The 20,924-nt window shown below is 63.9% G+C and carries 17 protein-coding genes and 1 pseudogene; 2 read left to right on the top strand and 16 right to left on the bottom strand.

Translation table 11 applies throughout. From position 1 onward, the window contains the following. Positions 1-7: 7 nt before the first annotated feature. The 7 genes from AB7P10_RS01455 to AB7P10_RS01425 are packed head-to-tail and all read right to left on the bottom strand — an operon-like array spanning position 8 to position 6,088. The gene (locus AB7P10_RS01455) at positions 8-1,381 is read right to left on the bottom strand and encodes a TRAP transporter large permease (RefSeq protein WP_428292052.1); all 1,374 of its coding nucleotides are present in this window, start codon (positions 1,379-1,381) and stop codon (positions 8-10) included. Further along, entirely contained in the window at positions 1,332-1,904 is a 573-nt protein-coding gene (locus AB7P10_RS01450; RefSeq protein WP_428292051.1) for a TRAP transporter small permease subunit, read from the bottom strand. The genes AB7P10_RS01455 and AB7P10_RS01450 overlap by 50 nt, the downstream gene beginning before the upstream one ends. Further along, positions 1,901-3,010, bottom strand: coding sequence for a TRAP transporter substrate-binding protein DctP (gene dctP / locus AB7P10_RS01445; RefSeq protein WP_428292050.1), 1,110 nt, complete (start codon positions 3,008-3,010; stop codon positions 1,901-1,903). The genes AB7P10_RS01450 and dctP overlap by 4 nt, the downstream gene beginning before the upstream one ends. Positions 3,011-3,064: 54 nt before the next feature. Continuing rightward, a complete protein-coding gene (locus tag AB7P10_RS01440) occupies positions 3,065-3,466 on the bottom strand; it encodes a nuclear transport factor 2 family protein (protein ID WP_428292049.1) in 402 nt (133 codons plus the stop codon). Further along, positions 3,463-3,930, bottom strand: a complete 468-nt coding sequence (locus AB7P10_RS01435) for a nuclear transport factor 2 family protein (RefSeq protein WP_428292048.1) — start codon at positions 3,928-3,930, stop codon at positions 3,463-3,465. Before AB7P10_RS01435 ends, AB7P10_RS01440 begins: the two co-directional genes overlap by 4 nt. 5 nt (positions 3,931-3,935) lie before the next feature. Next, positions 3,936-5,123: an FAD-dependent monooxygenase gene (locus AB7P10_RS01430; RefSeq protein ID WP_428292047.1), complete on the bottom strand. Its 1,188-nt coding sequence runs from the start codon at positions 5,121-5,123 to the stop codon at positions 3,936-3,938. Further along, on the bottom strand, positions 5,120-6,088 hold the full coding sequence (locus tag AB7P10_RS01425; protein WP_428292046.1) for a hypothetical protein: 969 nt from the start codon (positions 6,086-6,088) through the stop codon (positions 5,120-5,122). Before AB7P10_RS01425 ends, AB7P10_RS01430 begins: the two co-directional genes overlap by 4 nt. Positions 6,089-6,248: 160 nt before the next feature. Between AB7P10_RS01425 and AB7P10_RS01420 the strand changes: the two genes are divergently transcribed. Continuing rightward, positions 6,249-6,896, top strand: coding sequence for a TetR/AcrR family transcriptional regulator (locus AB7P10_RS01420; protein WP_428292045.1), 648 nt, complete (start codon positions 6,249-6,251; stop codon positions 6,894-6,896). 47 nt (positions 6,897-6,943) lie between these two features. Here the strand turns inward: AB7P10_RS01420 and AB7P10_RS01415 are convergent, their stop codons facing one another. The 8 genes and pseudogenes from AB7P10_RS01415 to AB7P10_RS01380 all read right to left on the bottom strand — a co-directional run bounded on the left by AB7P10_RS01415 (position 6,944) and on the right by AB7P10_RS01380 (position 16,611). Then, the gene (locus AB7P10_RS01415; RefSeq protein WP_428292044.1) at positions 6,944-7,690 is read right to left on the bottom strand and encodes an SDR family oxidoreductase; all 747 of its coding nucleotides are present in this window, start codon (positions 7,688-7,690) and stop codon (positions 6,944-6,946) included. Further along, positions 7,690-8,646 carry a 2-hydroxyacid dehydrogenase gene (locus AB7P10_RS01410; protein ID WP_428292043.1) on the bottom strand — a complete coding sequence of 319 codons (957 nt, stop codon included), beginning with the start codon at positions 8,644-8,646 and terminating at the stop codon, positions 7,690-7,692. The genes AB7P10_RS01415 and AB7P10_RS01410 overlap by 1 nt, the downstream gene beginning before the upstream one ends. A gap of 416 nt (positions 8,647-9,062) precedes the next feature. Beyond that, complete coding sequence (locus tag AB7P10_RS01405; protein ID WP_428292042.1) at positions 9,063-13,127, bottom strand: non-ribosomal peptide synthetase; 4,065 nt, start codon at positions 13,125-13,127, stop codon at positions 9,063-9,065. A gap of 58 nt (positions 13,128-13,185) precedes the next feature. Beyond that, entirely contained in the window at positions 13,186-13,590 is a 405-nt protein-coding gene (locus AB7P10_RS01400; RefSeq protein WP_428292182.1) for a VOC family protein, read from the bottom strand. Between the two features lie 33 nt (positions 13,591-13,623). Continuing rightward, positions 13,624-14,289, bottom strand: a pseudogene (locus tag AB7P10_RS01395) (enoyl-CoA hydratase/isomerase family protein); the annotation flags it as partial. Between the two features lie 84 nt (positions 14,290-14,373). After that, on the bottom strand, positions 14,374-15,129 hold the full coding sequence (locus AB7P10_RS01390) for an SDR family oxidoreductase (RefSeq protein WP_428292041.1): 756 nt from the start codon (positions 15,127-15,129) through the stop codon (positions 14,374-14,376). A 35-nt stretch (positions 15,130-15,164) separates the two neighbouring features. Continuing rightward, the gene (locus AB7P10_RS01385; RefSeq protein WP_428292040.1) at positions 15,165-15,626 is read right to left on the bottom strand and encodes a carboxymuconolactone decarboxylase family protein; all 462 of its coding nucleotides are present in this window, start codon (positions 15,624-15,626) and stop codon (positions 15,165-15,167) included. Between the two features lie 79 nt (positions 15,627-15,705). After that, entirely contained in the window at positions 15,706-16,611 is a 906-nt protein-coding gene (locus tag AB7P10_RS01380; RefSeq protein ID WP_428292039.1) for an RNA polymerase sigma-70 factor, read from the bottom strand. A gap of 189 nt (positions 16,612-16,800) precedes the next feature. Between AB7P10_RS01380 and AB7P10_RS01375 the strand changes: the two genes are divergently transcribed. Then, positions 16,801-19,683: a transglycosylase domain-containing protein gene (locus AB7P10_RS01375; RefSeq protein ID WP_428292038.1), complete on the top strand. Its 2,883-nt coding sequence runs from the start codon at positions 16,801-16,803 to the stop codon at positions 19,681-19,683. Positions 19,684-19,705: 22 nt separating this feature from the next. Here the strand turns inward: AB7P10_RS01375 and AB7P10_RS01370 are convergent, their stop codons facing one another. Beyond that, positions 19,706-20,854 carry an aromatic ring-hydroxylating oxygenase subunit alpha gene (locus tag AB7P10_RS01370; protein ID WP_428292037.1) on the bottom strand — a complete coding sequence of 383 codons (1,149 nt, stop codon included), beginning with the start codon at positions 20,852-20,854 and terminating at the stop codon, positions 19,706-19,708. Positions 20,855-20,924: the final 70 nt, after the last annotated feature.

The raw sequence follows: 20,924 nt of genomic DNA, 5'->3' as shown, positions 1-20,924 counted from the left end.
CGTACACCTACAGTTTCAAGTACACAAGACCTGTGGCGATCAGGGGCGCCGCAACGACGGCCAGGAGCACCACGAACATCACAGCGGCAAAGGCCCCGGATCCGACAAAAACGTCCTTGAGACTGATGTCGCGCCTGGCCAAGGCAGAGTGGACCACGAAAGCGGAGAGACCAAACGGCGGCGTCAATAGCCCGATTTCTGCTGCCATCACTGTCACGACGCCAAACCAGATCAGATCGATGTCGTAGGGTTTGAAGACCACCATGAAGATGGGAACCATGATCAACATGATCGATATGGAGTCAATCAGCGTGCCCAGGAAAATTACCATCAGGATGTACAACGCCATCAGAAGCCAGAAGTTGGCCTCAACCGTGAGTATCCATTCCGAAATCTGCGTCGGCAGCCCCGACACGCCAAGCATCCGGCTGTACATGCTGGCGCCAACGATCAGGAACAACACCACAGCCGTAATACTCCCGGAATCGCGCACCACCTGGAGAGTGGAAGCCCAAGTAAGCGATCGCCGACAAAGCGCAATGACGAAGGCTGCGAAGGCGCCCGCAGCTGCAGCTTCGATCGCCGTGAATACACCCGTGTACAAGCCGCCAATAACAATGGAGATCAGTGACACGACAGCGCTGACCTGACTCCAGAGCGGACGAATGCTGTCGCTCTCCGGCCTATTGGTCGCATCGAGAACCGGTGGTTTACCACCTTCATAGACCAAGGCAGGGAACTTGTACGACGCTACAACGATGTAGGCAATGAACGCCCCTGTCAACAACAGCCCCGGCCCAATTCCAGCAATGAACATGTCTCCGATTGACTGCTCAGAAATGATGCCGTAGACAATCATGAGAACGCTGGGCGGTATCAGCATACCCAGAACCGACGACCCAGCCACCACGCCAACGGCAAACCGCGCACGATATCCGTGACGCAGCATCTCAGGCACAGACAACTTGGCAAATACCGCAGCCGAGGCCACCGACACTCCCGTTATCGCTGCGAAGATGGCGTTGGCCACCACGGTTGCAATCGCAAGGGAGCCGCGCATGCGCCCAATGAGCCGTTGGGCTACGTCGTACGTATCTCTTCCAACCCCTGCGATTCCGGCGAGGTTTCCCATCAAGACGAAGAGCGGCACGACGGCGAATACCGAGCTGTCGATCGTCTTCGAGAATGCGCCCCAAAGGTGATTCATCGCCACATCGACATTGCCTTTGATGATCCATACACCAATAAAAGAGATCAACGACAGTGCGACTGCAATGTGCATGCCCATGTAGATGAGCACCAGCATCGCGACAATCGAGATGGCAGCTGTTTCAAATCCCGGCATCGTTCGCCTCCGCGACAACAATCGGTTCAGTGGCATCTCTCGTCACCAAGGAGCGGACAGCTTGATACGCCGCCCTGGCGAATTCGATTGCCATGAGTGAACAACCGAAAACGATCACGAGGCGGATAGGCCATTCGGGGACGATGAACACTCCATGCGTGCCAATCGTGTAGTTGTCAGCCAGGGCCTCTCTGACGCCAGGTACTCCGACCCAGACGACCGCAATCATCAACGACATTCCCGCGAGCGAAAAGATGGTTGTAAGTACACGGCCCGCGGCAGGACTTCGACGCGTCATCGTAGTGAAGAACGCATCGGATCGGGTGTGCCGATTGTCTTTCAGTGCCTGCGTCACCTGCATATACAGCATCGCCACGATGGCGATTTCCATCATCTCGTTGACCCCCGTGATGGGGGCATTGAAGAAATAGCGGAGCGTGACGTCTGCCACCATCAGCAGCATCAAGCCGAATATCAGCACGGACGCAAGGAAGTTCGAAGCTTCAACAACGAAGTCGAATGCGCGCCGTGCTGCCGTGTGGGGACGGGACGACATCATTCCCGGTCCCAGTGGCGTGCAATAGGCTGCTTGCTGGCCCGCATGGCGTCCATGTAGAAGGTCAACACCTCCTTACCCGGAAGCCCTTGTTTCTCCATGCGTTGCGCCCATTCCTGTGCAATGTTCGGCATGCCCTTTGCCCAACGCGCACGCTCCTCTGGCGAAAAGCTGATCTCAACCATGCCATACTGCTTGCGGCACAGTTCCATCGCCTCTTTCGATCCTTCAAAGAGAATGCGCAGCTGCTCCTTGTTGTATACCGGGGCCGCTTCTTCGAAGGCCTGCTTGACTTCGGCTGGCAGCTTGTTCCAGAACGCCAGATTGACGTTCAGGTTGATGATGCCGCTGGCGCCCAGTCCCGCGTCAACCACGTACTTTCCCGCCTGGCACAGCTTGAACGCGCCCAATGCTTGCGGGGGCGTCATCGCGCCCTGGTAGACACCGGTGTTCATTCCTGTGTACCAGTCTGCCATCGCGGCCTGCACAGGCGTTGCCCCAACGTATTGGAGCCACGGGCTGTTGGGGCCCACAGCGCCGATTTTCACACCCTTGAGTTCCGCAACAGTCCGCGCGGGCTTGGTCAAAACCAGGACGTAGCTGTCTGCGTTCGCCGTTGCAACCAGAACGCGCTGGTTCAACTTCGCCCAGCCCTGCTGGATTTGCGGAAACTTCTTCTCCATCTGCTGAAACACGTCACTCATTTGTGCTGCGTCGTGTCCGCTGAAAGGCGTCTGATAGACCACTTCCAACATGGGAGCTCGATCAAAGTGGTACGGCCCTGGAACTGCTGCGATATCGGCCAGACCGCCTTGCAACGCCTCCAACTCACCACGCGGCTTGGCAATCTGGCCGCTGTGGGCGAAGTTCCAACGGACCTTGTAGTTCCCCGTCTTTGCGAGCACCTTGTCAACTGCCGGAGCGAATCCCGAGTTGAATGCCGCAACAAATGTGGCATTTGGCGGGAAGCCTGACACGAAGGCCACGTTGATCGTCTCCGTTGCCCGGGCAAAGGTTGCGAACGAGGTGCCTACGGTGACCGCCAATGCGAGTCGCAGGGCTGCACGCCGGGTGTTGTTGCGCGGTGTGTGCGCTGATTGGGCTTTCATTGCTGTCTCCTATTTGGTGGGGGGGGGGGAGTTCGCGCGCGGTCTTGCCGCTGTTTAGTCCAGAAACGTTTCCTTGGCATGCATGGTGTCAAGGTACTCCTTGAGCGTCTTGAAGCGCCCATTTTTGATCTCGAATATGAATACGTACTTGTTTTCGTAGGTTCGACCGTTGGCCGAAATTCCCGAGACATCGGTCTCGGCGACAACCCATTCGCCCTCTGCGATCAACTTGGTGGGATGCAGCGTCAGCCCTTTGGGGACCGCATTGGTGACGCCACGAACTTGTTCCGAGAACTGGGCCTTGCTTCGCACGCCGCCAAGCGAGAACCTGTCTGGCTTTCCGCAGATCCAGACCGTTGCATCTGGCGCAAGCATGTCGAGTGCTTCGTCGTAGCGGCCCGCGGTGAAATGCCTGAAGTAGGTGTCCACCAGTGCTTTGTTATCGGTCGATGTCATTTCTTGGTCTCCTGATTCGGTGCAGATGCACTGTCGTTTTTGTCGATGTGAACCACGCGCCGGCGAATCCGCCATGCCTGGTACTCGTTTACGAGTTCGTCCTCGTACCACCCCATTGCGGCGGGTCGCAGGCCGTCTTGATCGCGAACTAGAACGGCAAAGTACGATTTCGCGATGATGTGGTCGGAATTTGCTGTCAGTAACGGGAATGCCAACATATGCCGTCGAACGTGGCCAGCATCAAATTCGGCTCGATGACGGGCAATCACCCAATCGGCGATGTCGTCACTGCCCTCGACCACTTTCTTTAACTCCTCATCTGCATCCGACATCCACACCGTTGCCGTTGACGTGAAACATGCCTCTAATATCGTTCTGTCACGGGCATCTGAAGCCCATGCGTACTGTTGTAGCAACGTAGCTACCGCCAATTGATCGATTGGGTCTGTTCCGTGGGTTTTCATTTTTCCTACCCTCGCCCCGACTCGCGAATCACTTCTTCTGCAGACAAGACAGCGGCCTCAGGACCTCTTCGCTTGTTGCCTTCCAGATAGCCTCCGAGATAGCGCGCCCTCTCCACTAAGGCTGCGCCGTCTTTTATGCGGGCATCCTGGTAGACCCTTAGCGCCGATTGGACTGCGGGTGTCTTTTGAAGTGCATCTGCTAGTGCAAGTGCATCACATGCAGCTTTCATCACCCCTGCTCCGACGTGTGGGCGTGCGACAAACGCCGCATCACCAAGCAGTACAGTGCTACGAAACGCCACTCGATCACTTACGAGGTCGAATATGGGCTGCAGAAAGGGTTGTGCTGTTCGGCGCACGACCTCGGCAAACTGTGGTGGCAGCAGCTCTTCTGCCAGGCCCTTGATCCGTGCAATATGTCGAGGCTGAATGTTCGGAGGCGGCACCGAGTGCGGGTTGCGTACACCGTCAGTTCCCGTTAACAGATCCGGTAGTTCCTTTTCTTCGTCAGCTGCCCGGTACCATAGGAACCCGAATCGCCGACGCCCAACCTCCAAACTATCGTCAGAGCCGTTGATTGCGTAGAGGATGAATTGCTCATTGCGCTCGACGTAGAAGGAATGTAGTGGTGCATAGCGCTCGGCGAAGTCTGCTTCGAGCTTGCTTTCATCGATCAGGCCCCGCCAGGCCACGTAGCCTGAGTACCCTGGAACGGCTGCGGGGTTCAGTTTTTCGCGTACGCGAGACCAGATGCCGTCCGCGCCTATGGCAATGTCACCACTGACCTCACTGCCGTCTTGGAAATGAAAGGTGACACCGTCTTCCGAATCGGTCACATCGACGACGTCGCTGCCCAGGCGATAGCAATCAGCGGGCAATGCGTCCCTCAGTCTGCGATAGAGGATGCTCCAGGGACTCAACATCTGGTGAAATGCGTAGTGACAGATCTCTTCACCCGTTCGATTGAATGCGGTGCGACCGACCAGGGGCATACCCATGCTGTCGTCCACCTTTGCCCCCGCCCGACGGAACGCCTCGAACAGTTTGGGATGCGTCGCTATGCCTGCGCCCCGACTCTCTATGCCGCCGGGCACGCGCTCGTATACACGCACGTTCCAGCCATCTCGAGCCAGGATCGCGCCAATCATGAGGCCGCACAGCGAGCCTCCTGCGATGAGTACGGTCCGGCTCATGCAACCCCCTCTGGACCGTTACCAGGGTTCGCGAGTTGCTCATTGAACCCCTTGAGCAGGTCACGCAGTCGCGGGTCATCAGTCTCACGCGCTGTGTTGGGAGGCACATATGCGTCAAGTCCGGCTGCGTAGTTGACGTTGGTCTGACTAGGATTGCGGTTGATCAGCGCGCGGTTGAACAATGGATGTCCGATGCTGCGCACCTCGTGCTCGATGCGCGAGAGCTCTGCGCCGGTGGTCGGGTCAGTGATGACCTCGAATCGGTACTGATGCTCGTTGCTCTCCTCGGTGATGAGGTCACGCTCGCTCAGGCGTCCATGCGGGCCGGAAAAATCGGAGAGGTACACCTGAATGTGGTGGCCGTCGAACGGCCGGATCACGCCTTCCGTTTCCCTGAACACGATCGCCTGCTCCCGTCCCACTGAGATTCGGGCTGCAGGGGCGCCCCGTTCTTCGGTCACTCGGCCTGGGGCGTGGACGATGTCCCGATAGAACGCAACGATGCCCTCCACTGTTCCAGGTCGGACATCCACCTCGACATACGGCATTCCGAGCGTCATTCGCCCAAATCCGGCCGCCGGTTCATGGATCCGGAACCGGTTACCCCAGGGACAGACTGCGATCACGCAGTCGTCCATCTCTTCGTAACTGAATTCAGTTCCCGCCAGATGTGGTTTCGCTGCGTCGAGCCTGGCCAACAAGTCGCGGCGCCCTGGCATCACGAGGCCGATGTGCCCGGCCACGACCTGGGGTTTGCCCTGGATCAGGTGAAACTGGTTGCGGCCTGCATTGATCCAACCGATGCGACCACCCGTCATCATGTACGGGTCCCGGGTCAGCCCGAGTGCCTCTACATAGAACACAAGCGCCCGCTCCAGCCCATCAACCTGGAGATTGACATGCTCGAGAGAGAACAGATTGCCGACATCCTCTGCCGACCTGTCGTATTTGATTTGCCTCGCCATCACAGATCCCGTTCGCGCCAGCCCCGTGCCGTCGCATGGGATAAAGTTTAGACGAGACGTTCCGTATTGTTATAATCGTAAACCCTAGGCTACGTCCACCGCTAGATTCAAGGTGTCCAGTGCTGTTTGCTCTTGACCCCTTGCCTGACAATCGCAACCCATGAACCCCTTGAAAACGAGCACCTTGAAGCCAGAACGCGCCGCTCCGTCGCCCGACAGGCGCAACGCAAAAAGTCACGAGGCCGTGCTGCGTGCGGCTGAACGGCTGCTGCTCGCCAAGGGCTATACGAGCATCAGCGTTGATCAGATTGCGGCAGAGGCCGGTGTGGGCAAGGCGACCATCTACAGATGGTGGCCCAGCAAGGCCTCCGTGTTCATGGAGTTGTACACGGCGCTCGCCGACACCATGATGGATCCGGTGGATACCGGCTCGCTCGAAGGCGATCTGCGCTGGCTGATACGTGGCGCATTCAAGCTGTTTCGCGAGTCGGTCGCCGGCATCGCGCTGGCGGGTTTTGTTGCCGAGGCGCAGTCAAACCCTGAAGTGGCTCGCATCCTGCGCAAGGACTTCGCGGTTCAACGGCGTGAGAGGAACATGCTGATCCTGCAACGAGCCATTGGGCGCGGTGAGATCAGTCCGGACACCCCCTTGCAGGCGGTGAGTGACGTGATTACCGGCGCGGTCTACTACGCGGTATTGGTTGGGGACTTTCCCATCAGTGATGAGCGTGCCGATCAGATTGTCAGAACCGTCGTGCTTGGGATCAGCGCTGAGAAAGCCCCTTCAGTTGGCCGTGCCAGCGCTTGATCAAGATCAGCCGTCGTTTTGGCGGCATTCATGTGTGTCGATGAGGTTCACCCGCGACCGACAAACGGCATTTTGGTGGCCATCACCGTCATTGAATGGACATTGACGCCTAAGGGTAGTCGGACCATGTAGAGCACCGCGCTCACCACATGCGCCAAGTCCATGGTCGGCTCGCCGCGCATGCTGCCATCCGCCTGCAGCACCCCTGAATGGATTCGCGCTGCCAACTCCGTTGCAGCGTTGCCAATGTCGATCTGGCCACAGGCAATGTCATATGGCCGTCCATCCAAGGCCGTTGCCTTGGTCAAGCCGCTGATGGCGTGTTTGGTTGCAGTGTAGGCGGAGGAATGTGGTCGTGGCGAGTGAGACGAGATTGATCCGTTGTTGATGATCCGGCCACCTTGGGGAAGCTGCTTTTTCATGACCTTGAAGGCTTCACGGGTCGCGTAGAACGCTCCGTCCAAGTTGGTTCTAACAGCAGAGGACCAGTGTTCGTCGGTGACTTCATCCAAGATCCGCCCAGGCGGAAACACTCCGGCATTATTGAATAGAAGATCTACGCGGCCCCACTTGTCGACAACTCTATCAAATGCGGCTTTGACATCGCTCGGGTTTCCGACATCACAAGAAACCGTGAGCCAATTGTCCCCTCCGCCACCGAGCTCAGCTGTCTCGACCAGGTTGCCCGCATTCCGTCCCAAAACTGCAACGGTGAATCCATCAGCTCGCAAGGCTAGTGCAACCTCACGGCCAATGCCAGACCCGCCTCCAGTTACAACTGCAACGCGTCGCATCAGGCTGCCCTCGAGGGGCGCGCGATGTTTCGCAGCGCTTGCCCTGTATAGAAGGACTCAAGGTTCTGCACGACTGTGCCCCCCATTGCGGCATATGTCTGGTGCGTGCCACTGCTTACATGAGGTTGGAGCAAGACATTTGTATTCCCTACGAACGCTTCTGGCACCTCAGGCTCGCTCTCAAAGACATCCAAGCCTGCGCCCGCTATGTGGCCTGCGCCGATGGCGTGACGCAGCGCCTCTTCGTCAACATTCGATCCGCGTGAGATGTTGACCAAATAGCCGTCAGCGCCAAGCGCAACAAGCACTTCCGAATCAATGATGTGTCGGGTGGCCGGAGTGCCAGGGCATGCGACAACCAACACTCTGGCCCATCTGGCCAGGTCCTTCACTTGTTCGAACCGAGTCGCCCCTGCGATTTTGGACAACGGGTCAACATATCCGATCTCCATATTGAATCCGGCTGCTCGCCTCGCAATGGCTTGGCCAATTCGGCCCGCTCCCACGATGCCCAGGTTCTCGCCCCAGAGCTTTTGCGAGAGCGGCGCAGGCCCGGAAAGCCACTGACCCGTACGAACGAAATGATCATTCGGCAGTATGCGGCGCGTCACGCCAAGCATAAGCGCCCACGCCATGTCGGCAACACACTCAGTCAGTTCATCTGGAGTATGGGTAACAGTGATTCCGCGGCGTGCCGCCTCATCTACATCAAGCCGATCTAAACCAACCCCGAAATTCGCGATCAATTTCAAACCTGGTAGCGCGTCCATCTCAGCTGGTGACATTCCAAACCTCGAATGGCTCACGACGCACTCAACTCGACCCGCAAACTGGCGCAGGAATTCGGTTCGGTCAGATCCCTGCACCGGGGCGCCGTGCACCTTAAACCGGTCAACGAGCTTCGACTGGCTCGGGCCATAGATTGGATCAAGCAGAACAATTTCTTTCACGTACATCGCCCTCTGTTAAAGTAACTTGATACTAAACGATCCGTCTCGTCTTGTCTACAAACCGAGAAAGCACGCTTCGGGCTCGAGGTATGCGCGCGGGGAAGCCTGGCCGGTAAGTGCTCGAAAGCGTTGACCGCTACATCAACTTCTCGCGGCAGCATGCAGAGTCGACACCGATGCCCGCGTCAACACGCCGGCCTCTCTAAGGCTAAGTAGGTTGCATGTCGCTGGTGCTTCAACGATTGGAGACACACCTACTGAATCATCATCGGGTGTTTGGACACTGCGGAGGGACGCTGTGAACGGCCGGCTTTGTGCATTGAGCAGAAGTACGTTTGCCAACAACCACCGACTGCGATCGCTGCGAAGCAGCTCTCCGAAGTGTCCGCAGCAGGAACCGCGCATGGCGATAGGGGAAGCAGTCAACGAGCCAGGCAGTCGGATGGGCGGAGAGACTCCGTCAGCACCTGGGCAAGGGTGGCAATGTTCTCCGGCGCAAACAGGGTGAGGTGCTCGCCGGGGAGCAAGACGATATCCAGCCCGCCGTCTGCAAGCCCTGCCCAGCCATAGTCGGCTGGGCGTTCGACCTTGTCGCCGATCGCCGAGGCCTTGAAAAGTGTGATGCTTCCCGCGTAAGTCTGGGGACGGTAGGCCTGCATGGCCCGCCAGTTGTTCTGGCGCACCTGCACGCGGCGAAGATCGCTGTAGGGCTCCGCCGGGCCGCTTCGTTGCGCGGCCTCGGTCTCGGCTTTCACCCGGCGGTTGGTCCGGACCCCTTCGCTCAACCGGGCACCCACCAGCTTCAGCCGGCGCCACACGGGCACGGCTGAGTGCTGTTGCCAGAAGACGCGCAGTCGCTCCGCCATCGTGTAGTTCCGCTCCGGGGCAGCCGGGTTGTGGGTGTCGAAGAGACCCACGAACTCGACAGCGTGCCCGTCCCGGGTCAACTGGCAGGCCATTTCGTGCGCCACCACGCCGCCGAACGAGTAACCGGCCAGCCGGTAAGGCCCTTGCGGCTGGATGGCACGCAGGCCGCGGATATAGCCAGCTGCCGTTTCTTCGATGCTGCACGACTCGATGGGCCCGCTGTTGCCAAGCTCCAGCGACTCGATGGCATGCAAGGGAATTTCCGGCGGCATCAAGGCCGCGAGACTGCGGTAGAACAAGACCCCGCCGTCACCGCCGTGGATGCAGAACAGCGGTGTGGCATCGCCTCCGCGCGAGAGGATGACGATATTGCCCTTGCCCGGAATCGGTGGAACTTCGACCGCGTTCACCTCGACCGACGCGGCCAGAAGTCCGGCCAGACCTTCGATCGTGGGGTGTTGCAGCAGCGTGGCCAGAGGCAGGGATTGGCCGAACTCGCGGTGGATCCGGTAGTACATCCGCAATGCCATCAGCGAGTGACCGCCGAGGGCGAAGAAGTCGTCTTCGCGGTTGATGTCGGCGATGCCGAGCAACTCGCGCCAGATCACCGCAAGTTGCTCTTCTGTTTCTCCAACCGGCGGTGCCGCAGCCTTCGCCCCTGTCTCGAACCTGTCTCTCACAGGGTCAGGGAGGGCAGACACCTGAATCTTGCCGTTCGCGTTGAGCGGGAACGATTCGATGATGCCGACGGCGGCGGGCCGCATGAAGGCGGGCAACCGGGCCGCGAGGAATTCCGTCAGATCGCTCTCTTGAACGTGGCCCGGCTCGTGGGGAATCACCCAGGCGAGGATGCGTTTGGTTTCGGCACTGTCACCACGCACGGCGACCTTGGCCTGGCGCACGCCCGCGTGGCTGGCCAGCACGGTTTCGATTTCCCCGAGTTCGATCCGGAAGCCGCGGACCTTGACCTGATGGTCGCTACGGCCGAGAAACGCGATGGTGCCGTCGGCAGCCCGGCGGCAGAGATCGCCGGTGCGGTAGAGCCTGCCGAACTCGGGGTGGTGGATGAACTTTTCTGCTGTCAGATCGGGCGCCCCGTGGTAGCCGATGGCGAGGCCGTCGCCACCCGTGAACAGCTCGCCAGGAATGCCGACCGGCACCGGCTTGAGCCTGCTGTCCAGCAGGTACACGGTGGTGTTGGCAATCGGCTTGCCAATCGGGATCGATGGCTTCTCCAGATCGGCCAGGGTGATGGTGTGGCAGGTGGTGAACGTCGTGTTCTCGGTGGGCCCGTAGCCGTTGATCAACCGCGTGTCTGGCAAGGTTTCCAGCGCCCGCCGGACATGGAAAGGAGAGAGGACGTCGCCTCCCGCCAGAAGATGGCGCAGCCCTTTGAGCGACTCCGGGCTTTCGTCCATCATGAGTTGGAACAACCCGGACGTGAGCCAGAGCGTGGTGACGCCGTGTTCGCGGACCGCCGTGGCGATGGCCGCGAGGCCCGGGCCATCGGTGGGCAGGACCAGGCAGCCGCCGTTGAGCAACGGTCCCCAGATTTCGAGCAGCGAAGCGTCGAAAGACGCCGGCGCGGCCTGCAGGAAAACGTCGTCGGGCGTGATCGCCATGAAGTTCTGATTCCTGACCAGGCGCACCACGCCGCGATGGGCAAGCAGGACGCCCTTCGGCCGCCCAGTGGAGCCCGAGGTGAAAAGCAGATGTGCCGGATGCTCTGCCGTCAGCGGGATCTCCGCCAGCCCGGCAGGGGCGGTCGCGTTGCCGGTTGCGGGGATCGGGATGACCCTTCCCTTCCAGCCCTGCGGGTAGCAGATCTCGCAACCCGCCGTCGCGAGGCCGATGGACGCACCACAATCCCCCAGCAGCAGCGCGAAGCGCTCCGTCGGGTAGGCCGGGTCGATCGGCACGCAGCCGCCGCCGGCGAGCAGGATGGCGAGGAATCCGACGATCATTTCCGGCGAAGGGCGCGCGCTGATCGCAATCAGATCGCCGGGGGCGACCCCGGCTTCGAGCAATTGCAGCGCGAGCTGGCTCGCCTCCGAATGCAGCTGGAAATACGTCAGCGAATGGCCACCGGAACGCAGTGCCACGCGTTCCGGGAAGCGGTGCGCGGTCTCCTGGAAAAGCCCGCCGATGGTCGCATCCCGCGGGTAAGCGGCGCTGACGCCTTGCCATTCCCCGAGCAGTGCGGCTTCCTCCGCTTCCGTGAGGATTTTCAGCTGATCGATGGTCGCCGAGGGATGCTCGGCGATGTCTTCCAGCAACCGCCTGAAATGCCCGAGCATCCGGTCCGCGGAGCTGCGAGAGAAAAGGTCCGTGCTGTAGTGGCAGGCAGCCTGCCAGCCTTCCAGACCCTCGACCATCAGGAAATTCAGGTCGAACATCGTCCCCGGTGAAGGCGCGGGCATGGGTGTGATCGTTACGCCGCCGAACGTCTCCGCCCTGTCGAACGAGCGGTGGTGGCTGAAGCTGACCTGCAGCAGCGGGCCGCGGCCTGGATCCCGCTCCGGCATCAGCTCGCGCACCAGGCACGCGAAGGGCAGATCCTGGTTCTCCAGCGCTTCCAGGGCCGTGTCGCGGACCTGGCCGAAGAACTGGCCGAATGGCGGGCGTCCTGATAGATCGTTGCGAACGATCAGCCATTGGGTGAACACGCCGATCAGCGGCGCCCACTCCTCGCGGTTGCGGCCAGGAGTCGGTGTACAGACGGCGACGTCGGTGCTGCCGGTGTAGCGATGCAGCAGGAGGGTGCAGGCAGCGAGCTGGAGCTGGAAGAGCGTGGCACCGCTATTTGCGGCGATGGCATGGAGTCGATCCGTCAGCGCCCAGGGCAGCAGCATGGACGCGATGTCACCCTTCCACGACCTGACGGCAGGCCGCGAAAAATCGGTCGGCAGATCCAGCTCGGTCATGCCTTCCAGCCGCGCTTTCCAGTAAGCCCATTGCCTTTGCATTTCGGGGCTTTTCAGGCAATCGTGCTGCCAGACGCTGAAATCGCCGTATTGCAGCGGCAAGGGTTCAAGCGGGCAAGGCCTGCCTTCGAAGCAGGCCTGATAGATCGCCGCGATGTCTTCGGTAAGCACCGCCGTCGACAACGTGTCGAAGATCGCCTGATGGACCGTGACGTGCAGCTGCCAGGACGCTGTCCCGAGGCGGACGAGTCCCACACGGATCAATGGACCGGTCGCAAGCCGGAACGGCCGGCGGGCTTCGATGTCGCCAAGGCGGTCCGCCTCCTCGTCCAACTGGTCCACCGGCCAATGGCTGATATCGACGACCTCGAGCTTGAGCGTGCTCGTCGGGCTGACGATCTGCAGAAGCTCCCCGCGATCCTCGTCAAAGTGGGTGCGAAGGGCCTCGTGGCGTTCGATGAGGATGTTCATCGTCCGCTCCAGCAAGCCCACGTCCAGCGGGCCCGTCAGGCGCCAGCGCAGAGGGATGTTGAAAGCGGTCAGATTGCCCTGGAGCAGTTCCGCGTACCAGAAGGCCTGCTGGGCCATGGAGGCCGGAAACGCAAACGCGCCCGATCCCGCGTCCGTGCGGACGTCTCGGGCTTGGGGCTGCGGCGTTCGGCTCATCGGCTCAAAAATATCGGCGACAGGCGTCACGCGGATTGTCGTGCACGGCGGTGAAGATCGTGCTCGTCGCGGACCGGCCAGTGCTGCTTCAGCCCTGCGGCGGTCCCTTGAGCTCCACCACGTTGCCTTCGGGGTCGGTCACATAGATCGACGGGCCTTCGCCTTCGGCACCGTTGCGCTGCTCCACCGGCCCGGGTTCGGCGCCGTGCGCCTGCAGGCGTTGGCGGATCGTGGCCTCGTCGAACGGCTCAACGCGCAGGCAGAAGTGGTCCAGGTTGCGGCCTTCGCGGCCCGGTGGCGCGCCACCGGCGCGGCCGAGCTGGCCGTCCACCGGCACGAGGTCGATCAGTGAACGGCCCGCGCGCAACTGCACCAGGCCGATCTCGTCCTGCCGCTTCTCCACGGTGCAGCCCAGTGCATCGCAGTAGAAGCGCAGCATGCGATCGAGGTCGGTCACGCGCAGCACGATGTGGTCGATCTCGCGCGGACGGATCGCCGCCACGGCCCCTTGCAGGCGCGCGTGCACCTGCGCTTCGCGCGCCAGCGCGGCGTCGAAATCGCCCAGCTGCTCGCGACGTACCAGCCGCTTGATCTCGGCCAGCAGGGCCGGACTGCCGCGCGCCAGCTGCCGCGCCAGGGCGCGCGCGTGGGCAGGCAAGGCATCGTCCTCGACCACCTGCCACACCAGGCCCCAGCGCTCCGCGTCGGTAGCGCTCAACTCCTGCCCCAGCATCAACAGCCCCTTGGCCTTCTGCAGGCCCACCAGGCGCGGCAGCAGGGCGGCCACGCCGCCCGTGCCGAACAGGCCCACGTTCACCTCGGGCAGCATGAAACGCGCGCCACGCGCGGCCACGACGAGGTCGCCGTTGAGCATGATTTCGAAACCCGCTCCCACCACCCAGCCCTGCGCCACCGTCACCACGGGTTGGGGCGCGTGCACCAGGGCAGACGCCAGCGCCTGCAGCGTGTCGACGAAGGCCGGCGTGGGCGGGTCGTCGCGGTCCTTGCCGGCGCAGAAGGCCCTGCCTTCGCCGCTGAGCAGGATCGCGCGCACGGCGGGGTCGGCCACGCCCGCGCGCACCGCCGCGAGCAGGTCGCGGGCCAGTGCGAGCGTGAGCGCGTTGAGGCGTTCGGGCCGGTTCAGGCGCAGTTCGAGCACGCCATCGTCGTCGCGGGTCTGTATCAGGTGCATGGCAGGTTTCCATGGGCGCGCAGGACGCGGCCCACAAGCGTACACGCCACACCCCGACCGGCGCCACCGGGGTGGACCGGTGGCTCAGTGCGCGACCGGCGCGCTGGCCAGCCACTGCGCCAGCGATGTCGGGGCGATGGTGGCGCCATGCCCCGGAACCAGGGAGTTTGCGTCCAGTGTCGAACCGAAGTAGCGCGCGGCGGGGTCGGACACCACCTCGCGATCATCGCGGCGCGCCTCGAACAGCTGGCGGATCAAGGCGTCGAGCGCCATGGCCTGTGGCCCGGCCACCTCGCAGGTGCCGTTCAGTGGTGCCAGCTGCGCCACGCGCGCGAGTTCGGCGGCCACGTCGGCCGAGGCCATGGGCTGCAGCGGGGCCGACGGCAGGCGCACCGTCCGGCCTTCGGTGTTCATGTGCGCGATGGCCGGCAGGAACTCGAAGAACTGCGTGGCCCGCACGATGGTGTACGGCACCGGGCCGGCCTTGATCAGCGATTCCTGCGCGATCTTGGCGCGGAAGTAACCGCTGTCGGGCACGCGCTCGGAGCCGACCACCGACAGCGCCACGCAGTGCCCCACACCGGCGCGCGCGCTGGCGGCCAGCAGGTTCTGCGTCGACGCGCGGAAGAAGTGCATCACCGCCTCGTCCTCGAACGAGGGCGAATTGGTCACGTCGACCACCACGTCCGCGCCCGCGAGCACCTGGTCCAGGCCTTCGCCGGTGACGGCGTTCACACCGGTGGACGGGGATGCGGGCGTGACCGTGTGGCCGGCTTGCTGGAGCCGGGCGGCGAGCTGTTTGCCGATGAGGCCGCTGCCGCCGAGGATGACGATGTTCATGGGAGTTCCTTGCATGCTGGAGGGGTGACGGGGATTCAGGCGATCTCTTTTTCCGGCACCGGCGCGCGCATGCCGACGCACATGCGGTTCCAGACGCCGATCTGGGCGATGACCCAGGTCAGCTCGACGATTTCCTGGTCGCTGAACTGGTCCTTGAGCGCGTTGAATTCGGCGTCGCGGTCGCTGTGGTCTTCCACCGTGCGCGCCAGGCTCTCGGCCCAGCCGAAGGCGGCGCGTTCGCGCGCGCTGTACAGGCCAACCTCGCGCCAGGTGCACAGGCTGTTGATGCGCTGCCAGGTTTCACCGTGCTTGCGCAGGTCGCGCACATGCATGTCGACGCAGAAGGCGCAGCCGTTGAGCTGCGAGACGCGCGTCTTCACGAGTTCCATGAGGATGGGGCCGAGCGAGGAAGCGGCCGTGGCGGCGCCAACGGCGGCCATGGCCTGGTAGGCCTTGGGGGCGATCTGGGTCCAGGGGAGTCGGGGAGCGTTGTGCATGTGTGTCCTTGAAATGGTTGAGATACACACACAAGACGTCACAGCCCCCCGGTTTGTGACAGCCGCCGGCCCGGCGGCCTTACTTTTTTTGCACCGGCCCGGTGTCGCGGCCCAGCGCGGCGGCCATGCGGGCGAGTTTGTCCGGGTTGCGCTGCACGTGCAGGGTCAGGATGCGTTCTCCGTCGGTCTCGAACGACTGCGCCGATTCCAGCGTATTGCCGATGAAGCGCAGCAAACCCCATTGCCCGTTGAGCACCACCACCTCGTAGCGCACCGCGTCGCCGAATCGCCGGTGCGTGGCGTAAAAGAGTTGTGCGATGCGCCGGCTGCCCACCAGCGGCACGCCAAAGCTGGGCACGATGCCGCCGCCGTCACCAATGAGCTGCGCGTCCTCGGCCAGCAGGCCCTGTAGCGCGGCGAACCGGCCGCTGGCCGCCGCTTCGGCAAAGCCGCGCAGCAGGCGCAACTGGGCTTCGCGCGGCACCACGTGGCGCGGCCGCTCGTCCTGCAGCTGCGCTTTCGCGCGGTGCACGATCTGGCGGCACGCGCTCTCGGTCTTGCCCAGGGCCTGGGCGACCTCGCCGTAGTCGGCATCGAACACCTCGCGCATCAGGTAGGCCGCGCGCGCCTCCGGCGCCAGGCGCTCGAGCAGCGCGAGAAAGGCCACCGACACATCGTCGGCGCGCTCCAGCATCTGCTCGGGCGAGGGCGCCGCGTCGGAGAGCAGCGGCTCGGGCAGCCAGGTGCCGACGTAGTGCGCGCGCTGCACCTTGGCGCTGCGCAGCCGGTCAATGGACAGGCGGGTGGCGATGGTCACCAGCCAGGCGTCTGCGCTCTCCAGGTCGTCGTGCGCGCTCTCGCGCCAGCGCAACCAGGTGTCCTGCACCACGTCCTCGGCCTCGGCGGAGGAACCGAGCATCCGGTAGGCAATGCCTTGCAGGCGCGGACGAAGGCGGCTGAAAGTGTCGTCGGCGGAAGGGTTCATGGGATGTAGACGTTGCGCCACCCGATTTTGTGACAGCCATCACGTTACGTCTTTCCGGCTCGGTCCGCAGGCGGCGAACGTGCAATGCACGCGTGACATCGGAACCGGACAGGAACAAGATCGGGCCCAGCGCAAGTCAGGATCGTGACGCCGACCCGTCGGGCCAGCTTGCCGCAAGGGGGTCCTGCCATGTCCGAACCACGTTTCGGGAAAGAGCCATACACGGCGCTCCTCGGTGATCCACCGGGGTACCAGCGCTCGACGGCCCCTCGCCTGCCCTGGTGGCAATGGGCGCTGCTGGTTCTGGCCATGCTGGGCACGGTGATGGCCCTGCTGCTGCGCCACGAGGCGCAGACCTCGCACTGGCAGGCCCGCGAACTCAGCCGCCACGCGGCCACCCTGCACCACCACGTCGCCCCGGGTCCGTCCGACACCCTCCGGTTCCCGCTGCACGGCCCTTTCGACGAGCGCATGGGCTACACCGGGATCCCCGGGTTCACCGAGCGGCTGCTGGCGCGCGGATTCGAAGTCTCGGCGCAGGCGCGCCACAACGATGCCCTGCGCGCCCACCTGGCGCGCGGCTGGTTTGCGCCGCATGTGGAGAAAACCCACACCGGCCTGACGGTGTACGACTGCAGCCGCGAACCGCTGCACGCCTTCCGCTACCCGTTTCGCCGCTTTGACAGCTTCGACAGCGTGCCGCCGGTGGTGGTCCAGGCCCTGCTCTTCATCGAAAACCGCGACCTGCTCGACCCCGGACGCCCGCAGATGAACCCGGCGGTGGACTGGGTGCGTTTCACGCGCGCCGTGATCGGGCAGCTGGGCAGCCACATCGACGCGGACATCGACACCCACGGCGGCAGCACGCTGGCCACCCAGATCGAGAAGTACCGCCATTCGCCCGGCGGCATCACGCACGACGCGCGCGAAAAGCTGCGGCAGATGGCGTCGGCTTCGGTGCGGGCCTACCTGCATGGCGCCGATACCCTGCCCGTGCGCCGGCAACTGGTGCTCGACTACCTGAACACGGTGCCGCTGTCGGCGGCGCCGCGCCATGGCGAGGTGCATGGCCTGGGTGACGGCCTGTGGGTGTGGTTCGGCACCGACTTCGACAGCGCCATGGCAGCGCTGTCGACCGCCGCCGGCTCCGCGCAGGAACCCACCGCGCGGGCGCTCGCGTTGCGGCAGGCGGTGGCGCTCATGATCGCCCACCGCAGACCTTCTTGGTACCTGGCGCAGGGCCGCGCCGAACTCGACAGCGCCACCGATGCCCACCTGCGCCTGCTGGCCGAGGCGGGCATCATCGACACGGCTTGGCGCGATGCGGCCCTGCGACAGCGGCTGGTGTTTCGCGACATGGCACACAACCCGCCCCAGTTGCCGGCAGCCGGCGGCAAAGGCATCACCGCCGTGCGCACCCGACTGGCGGGCCTGCTGGGCACCTCGCTCTACCGGCTGGACCGGCTGGACGCCCAGGCCGACACCACGCTCAACGGCAGGCTGCAGCACGCGGTGAGCGCCTACCTCGGCCGCCTGGAGGACCCGGACTTCGCGCGCTCGCAGGAACTGCTGGGTGAGCGCCTGCTGCAGGCCGACACGCTGGGCGAGGTGCGTTACAGCTTCACCCTGCTGGAGAGCACGCCGCAGGGCAACCTGGTGCGGGTCCAGACCGACACCACCCAGCAGCCGCTGGACATCAACGAAGGCAGCAAGCTCGAACTCGGCTCCACGGCCAAGCTGCGCGTGCTGGCGACCTACCTGGAGCTGGTTGCCGAGCTGCACGGCCGGCTGGCGCCATTGGAGCCCGCGGCGCTGCGGGCCGCCGGGCCCGACCCGCAGGACAGCCTGAGCCGCTGGGCGGTGCAGCACCTGTCGGGCGCGAAAGACCGCAGCCTGGGCGCGATGCTGGACGCGGCGATGGAGCGCCGCTTCTCCGCCAGCCCGCATGAACAGTTTTTCACTGGGGGTGGCCTGCACAGCTTCCACAATTTCAACCCCAAGGACGACACGCGCGAACCGACCCTGCGCGAAGCCATGCAGGCGTCGATCAACCTGCCCTTCGTGCGCCTGCTGCAGGAAGTCGTGCAGCACACCATGGACCGCGCGACCGGCGGCAGCGCGCGCTTGCTGCAAGACCCGCTCGACCCGCGCCGCGAGGCCTACCTCGCCCGCTTTGCCGACCAGGAGGGTCAGACTTTCCTGCGCCGCTTCTGGCGCAAGACCGACCCGCGCCGCGCCGACAAACCGCAGGCCCTGGCGGATGGCGGCGACGCGGACCGCGTGCACCCGCTGGAAGCCTGGCTGGCGGCGTACCGGCAGCAGCACCCTCAGGCCACGCTGGGCGATGCCATTGCCGCGAGCACCGCCGAGCGCCAGGAGGCCTACCAGTGGCTGTTCCGCACACGCGCCAGGGACGCACAGGACGCGCGCATCCACACCATGCTGGAGGCGGAGGCGTTCCAGGACATCCAGCGCCGATGGAGCCGCCTGGGGTATCCCTTCGGCCAGCTTGTGCCTTCGCTCGCCACCGCCCTGGGCAGCTCGGGCGACCGGCCCGCCGCGCTGGCCGAGCTGATGGGCATCATCGTCAACGGCGGCGTGCGCCTGCCGACCTACCGCATCGCCAACCTGCGCTTCGCGGCGGACACCCCATGGGAAACGGCGCTGCGGCCCACGCCGGCAACCGGCGAACGCGTCATGGTCCCCGAGGTGGCCAGGGCGCTGAAGAAGGCGTTGTCGGACGTGGTGGAAGCGGGCACCGCCCGGCGACTGGCCGGCAGTTTCAAGTCCCCCTCGGGCGCAGATTTCGCCCCCGGTGGCAAGACCGGCACGGGCGACAACCGCGTGGTGGTGAACGGGCGCGGCGGCCTGGCCCTGAACCGCACCGCCACCTTCGTGTTCTATCTCGGGCCCAAGCATTTCGGCAGCGTCACCGCCTACGTGGTCGGGCCGAACGCGGCCAACCACCGCTTCACCTCGGGCCTGCCGGTGCAGATCCTGCGATCCATGGCGCCGGTGCTGATGGCCCAACTTGACGGCGAACCCGGCAGCGGCTGCCCACGCGAACCCTGAGGCGCCACCCACGCCGCGCCGGTCAGTCCAGCATGCGCTGCACGGCGGCGTGGAAGGCCTCGCAGGCGAACTCGTTCTCGCCGAAGCACAGAGCCTGGTTCGCGCCGCTGGCCAGGCCGCACTGCATGCTCGCGGCCAGCGCGAGGTCCTCGTCGATCGCCTGCCAGAACATGTCGAAATTGCGCTGCCAGTACTCGCCACTGCGGGTGGCCAGGTACCGCTGCGGCGCCACCAGCCACCCGTCCACCCGGGTCGAGGCGCCGTCGGCAGGCGAGAGCGCGATGGCGTTGATGTGATCGCCTTCCCACAGCAGCAGCGTGGTGGGGAACAGGAAGTAGATGGTGTTGACGGCTTTCGCGAAGCCCGCCATCGTCGCTGGCGGTTCTGCCAGTTCGGCAAAGCTGCGCTTGGGCAGCACGATGCGCTGGTGATCGCCGAACTGGTCGTGCACCACCAGGTTGTCGTGGAACAGGTGGGCGATGGTCTCGCGGTGCGCATAGGCGAAGTGGTAGCTCTCCAGGTTGCCGTCGAGCACCAGCTTCCAGTTCGAGGCCTGGGTGAAGTGGCGTTCGCGCTGCACGCGCGCGGCCGCATCGAAGCCGAGGTCTTCGATTTCATCGCCCAGCGGTCCGAAGTACGCGGCCCAGTCGAAGCCGGGCAGCGCGGTGGCCACCACCCACACCAGGCCGAAGCGCTGCGCGCAGGGCAGTTCCACCAGGCCTGCGCGGTCCCGGGGCGCATGCGGGAAGTCGCGGTCGTGCGGCCGGCCCACGCAGGCACCGTGACTGCCGTAGGTCCAGCTGTGGTACGGGCAGACGAAGCGCTCGCGGCCCTGACCGCTGGCGCCCTCGGGCACCAGCGCCGCGCCGCGGTGGCGGCAGACGTTGATGAAGGCGCGCAGGCGGCCGTCGGCCCCGCGCGCGAGCAGAACCGGCACACCGTGCACGCTGCAGGCCCGCCAGTCGCCGATCGTCTGCAGGCTGGCGGCGTCGGCCACGGCCTGGGGCAAGCGGCGCAGCGCCACGAGCTCGCGCTGGTGGCGCGAAGGGTCCAGGTAACGCTCGACCGGCGACCAGGTGCCAGGCCGGCGTTGCCGCTGCTCGCCAACCAGCGCGGCCTGGATGCGATCGAACAATGCGGCGGCGGCGGGAGCGGGCAAAGCGGCGTTCATGGCGACATCATCGCCAGCGGCGTGTCACCTGACCATGGGGGTTTCGATGACGCCTCGCTACACTGATCCG

Source organism: Hydrogenophaga sp. (genome assembly GCF_050182545.1).
Classification (GTDB): Bacteria; Pseudomonadota; Gammaproteobacteria; order Burkholderiales; family Burkholderiaceae_C; genus Hydrogenophaga.
This window is presented reverse-complemented; position numbering and strand designations above follow the sequence as displayed.

What these genes read in the sequence shown, in the direction of transcription:
- AB7P10_RS01455 (WP_428292052.1), bottom strand. Translation starts at nt 1,381, where the DNA reads ATGCCACTGAACCGATTGTTGTCGCGGAGGCGAACGATGCCGGGATTT.
- AB7P10_RS01450 (WP_428292051.1), bottom strand. Translation starts at nt 1,904, where the DNA reads ATGATGTCGTCCCGTCCCCACACGGCAGCACGGCGCGCATTCGACTTC.
- dctP (WP_428292050.1), bottom strand. Translation starts at nt 3,010, where the DNA reads ATGAAAGCCCAATCAGCGCACACACCGCGCAACAACACCCGGCGTGCA.
- AB7P10_RS01440 (WP_428292049.1), bottom strand. Translation starts at nt 3,466, where the DNA reads ATGACATCGACCGATAACAAAGCACTGGTGGACACCTACTTCAGGCAT.
- AB7P10_RS01435 (WP_428292048.1), bottom strand. Translation starts at nt 3,930, where the DNA reads ATGAAAACCCACGGAACAGACCCAATCGATCAATTGGCGGTAGCTACG.
- AB7P10_RS01430 (WP_428292047.1), bottom strand. Translation starts at nt 5,123, where the DNA reads ATGAGCCGGACCGTACTCATCGCAGGAGGCTCGCTGTGCGGCCTCATG.
- AB7P10_RS01425 (WP_428292046.1), bottom strand. Translation starts at nt 6,088, where the DNA reads ATGGCGAGGCAAATCAAATACGACAGGTCGGCAGAGGATGTCGGCAAT.
- AB7P10_RS01420 (WP_428292045.1), top strand. Translation starts at nt 6,249, where the DNA reads ATGAACCCCTTGAAAACGAGCACCTTGAAGCCAGAACGCGCCGCTCCG.
- AB7P10_RS01415 (WP_428292044.1), bottom strand. Translation starts at nt 7,690, where the DNA reads ATGCGACGCGTTGCAGTTGTAACTGGAGGCGGGTCTGGCATTGGCCGT.
- AB7P10_RS01410 (WP_428292043.1), bottom strand. Translation starts at nt 8,646, where the DNA reads ATGTACGTGAAAGAAATTGTTCTGCTTGATCCAATCTATGGCCCGAGC.
- AB7P10_RS01390 (WP_428292041.1), bottom strand. Translation starts at nt 15,129, where the DNA reads ATGAACATCGTCATCCTCGGCGGCAGCGGCCTCATCGGCAAACAGCTC.
- AB7P10_RS01385 (WP_428292040.1), bottom strand. Translation starts at nt 15,626, where the DNA reads ATGCACAACGCTCCCCGACTCCCCTGGACCCAGATCGCCCCCAAGGCC.
- AB7P10_RS01380 (WP_428292039.1), bottom strand. Translation starts at nt 16,611, where the DNA reads ATGAACCCTTCCGCCGACGACACTTTCAGCCGCCTTCGTCCGCGCCTG.
- AB7P10_RS01375 (WP_428292038.1), top strand. Translation starts at nt 16,801, where the DNA reads ATGTCCGAACCACGTTTCGGGAAAGAGCCATACACGGCGCTCCTCGGT.
- AB7P10_RS01370 (WP_428292037.1), bottom strand. Translation starts at nt 20,854, where the DNA reads ATGAACGCCGCTTTGCCCGCTCCCGCCGCCGCCGCATTGTTCGATCGC.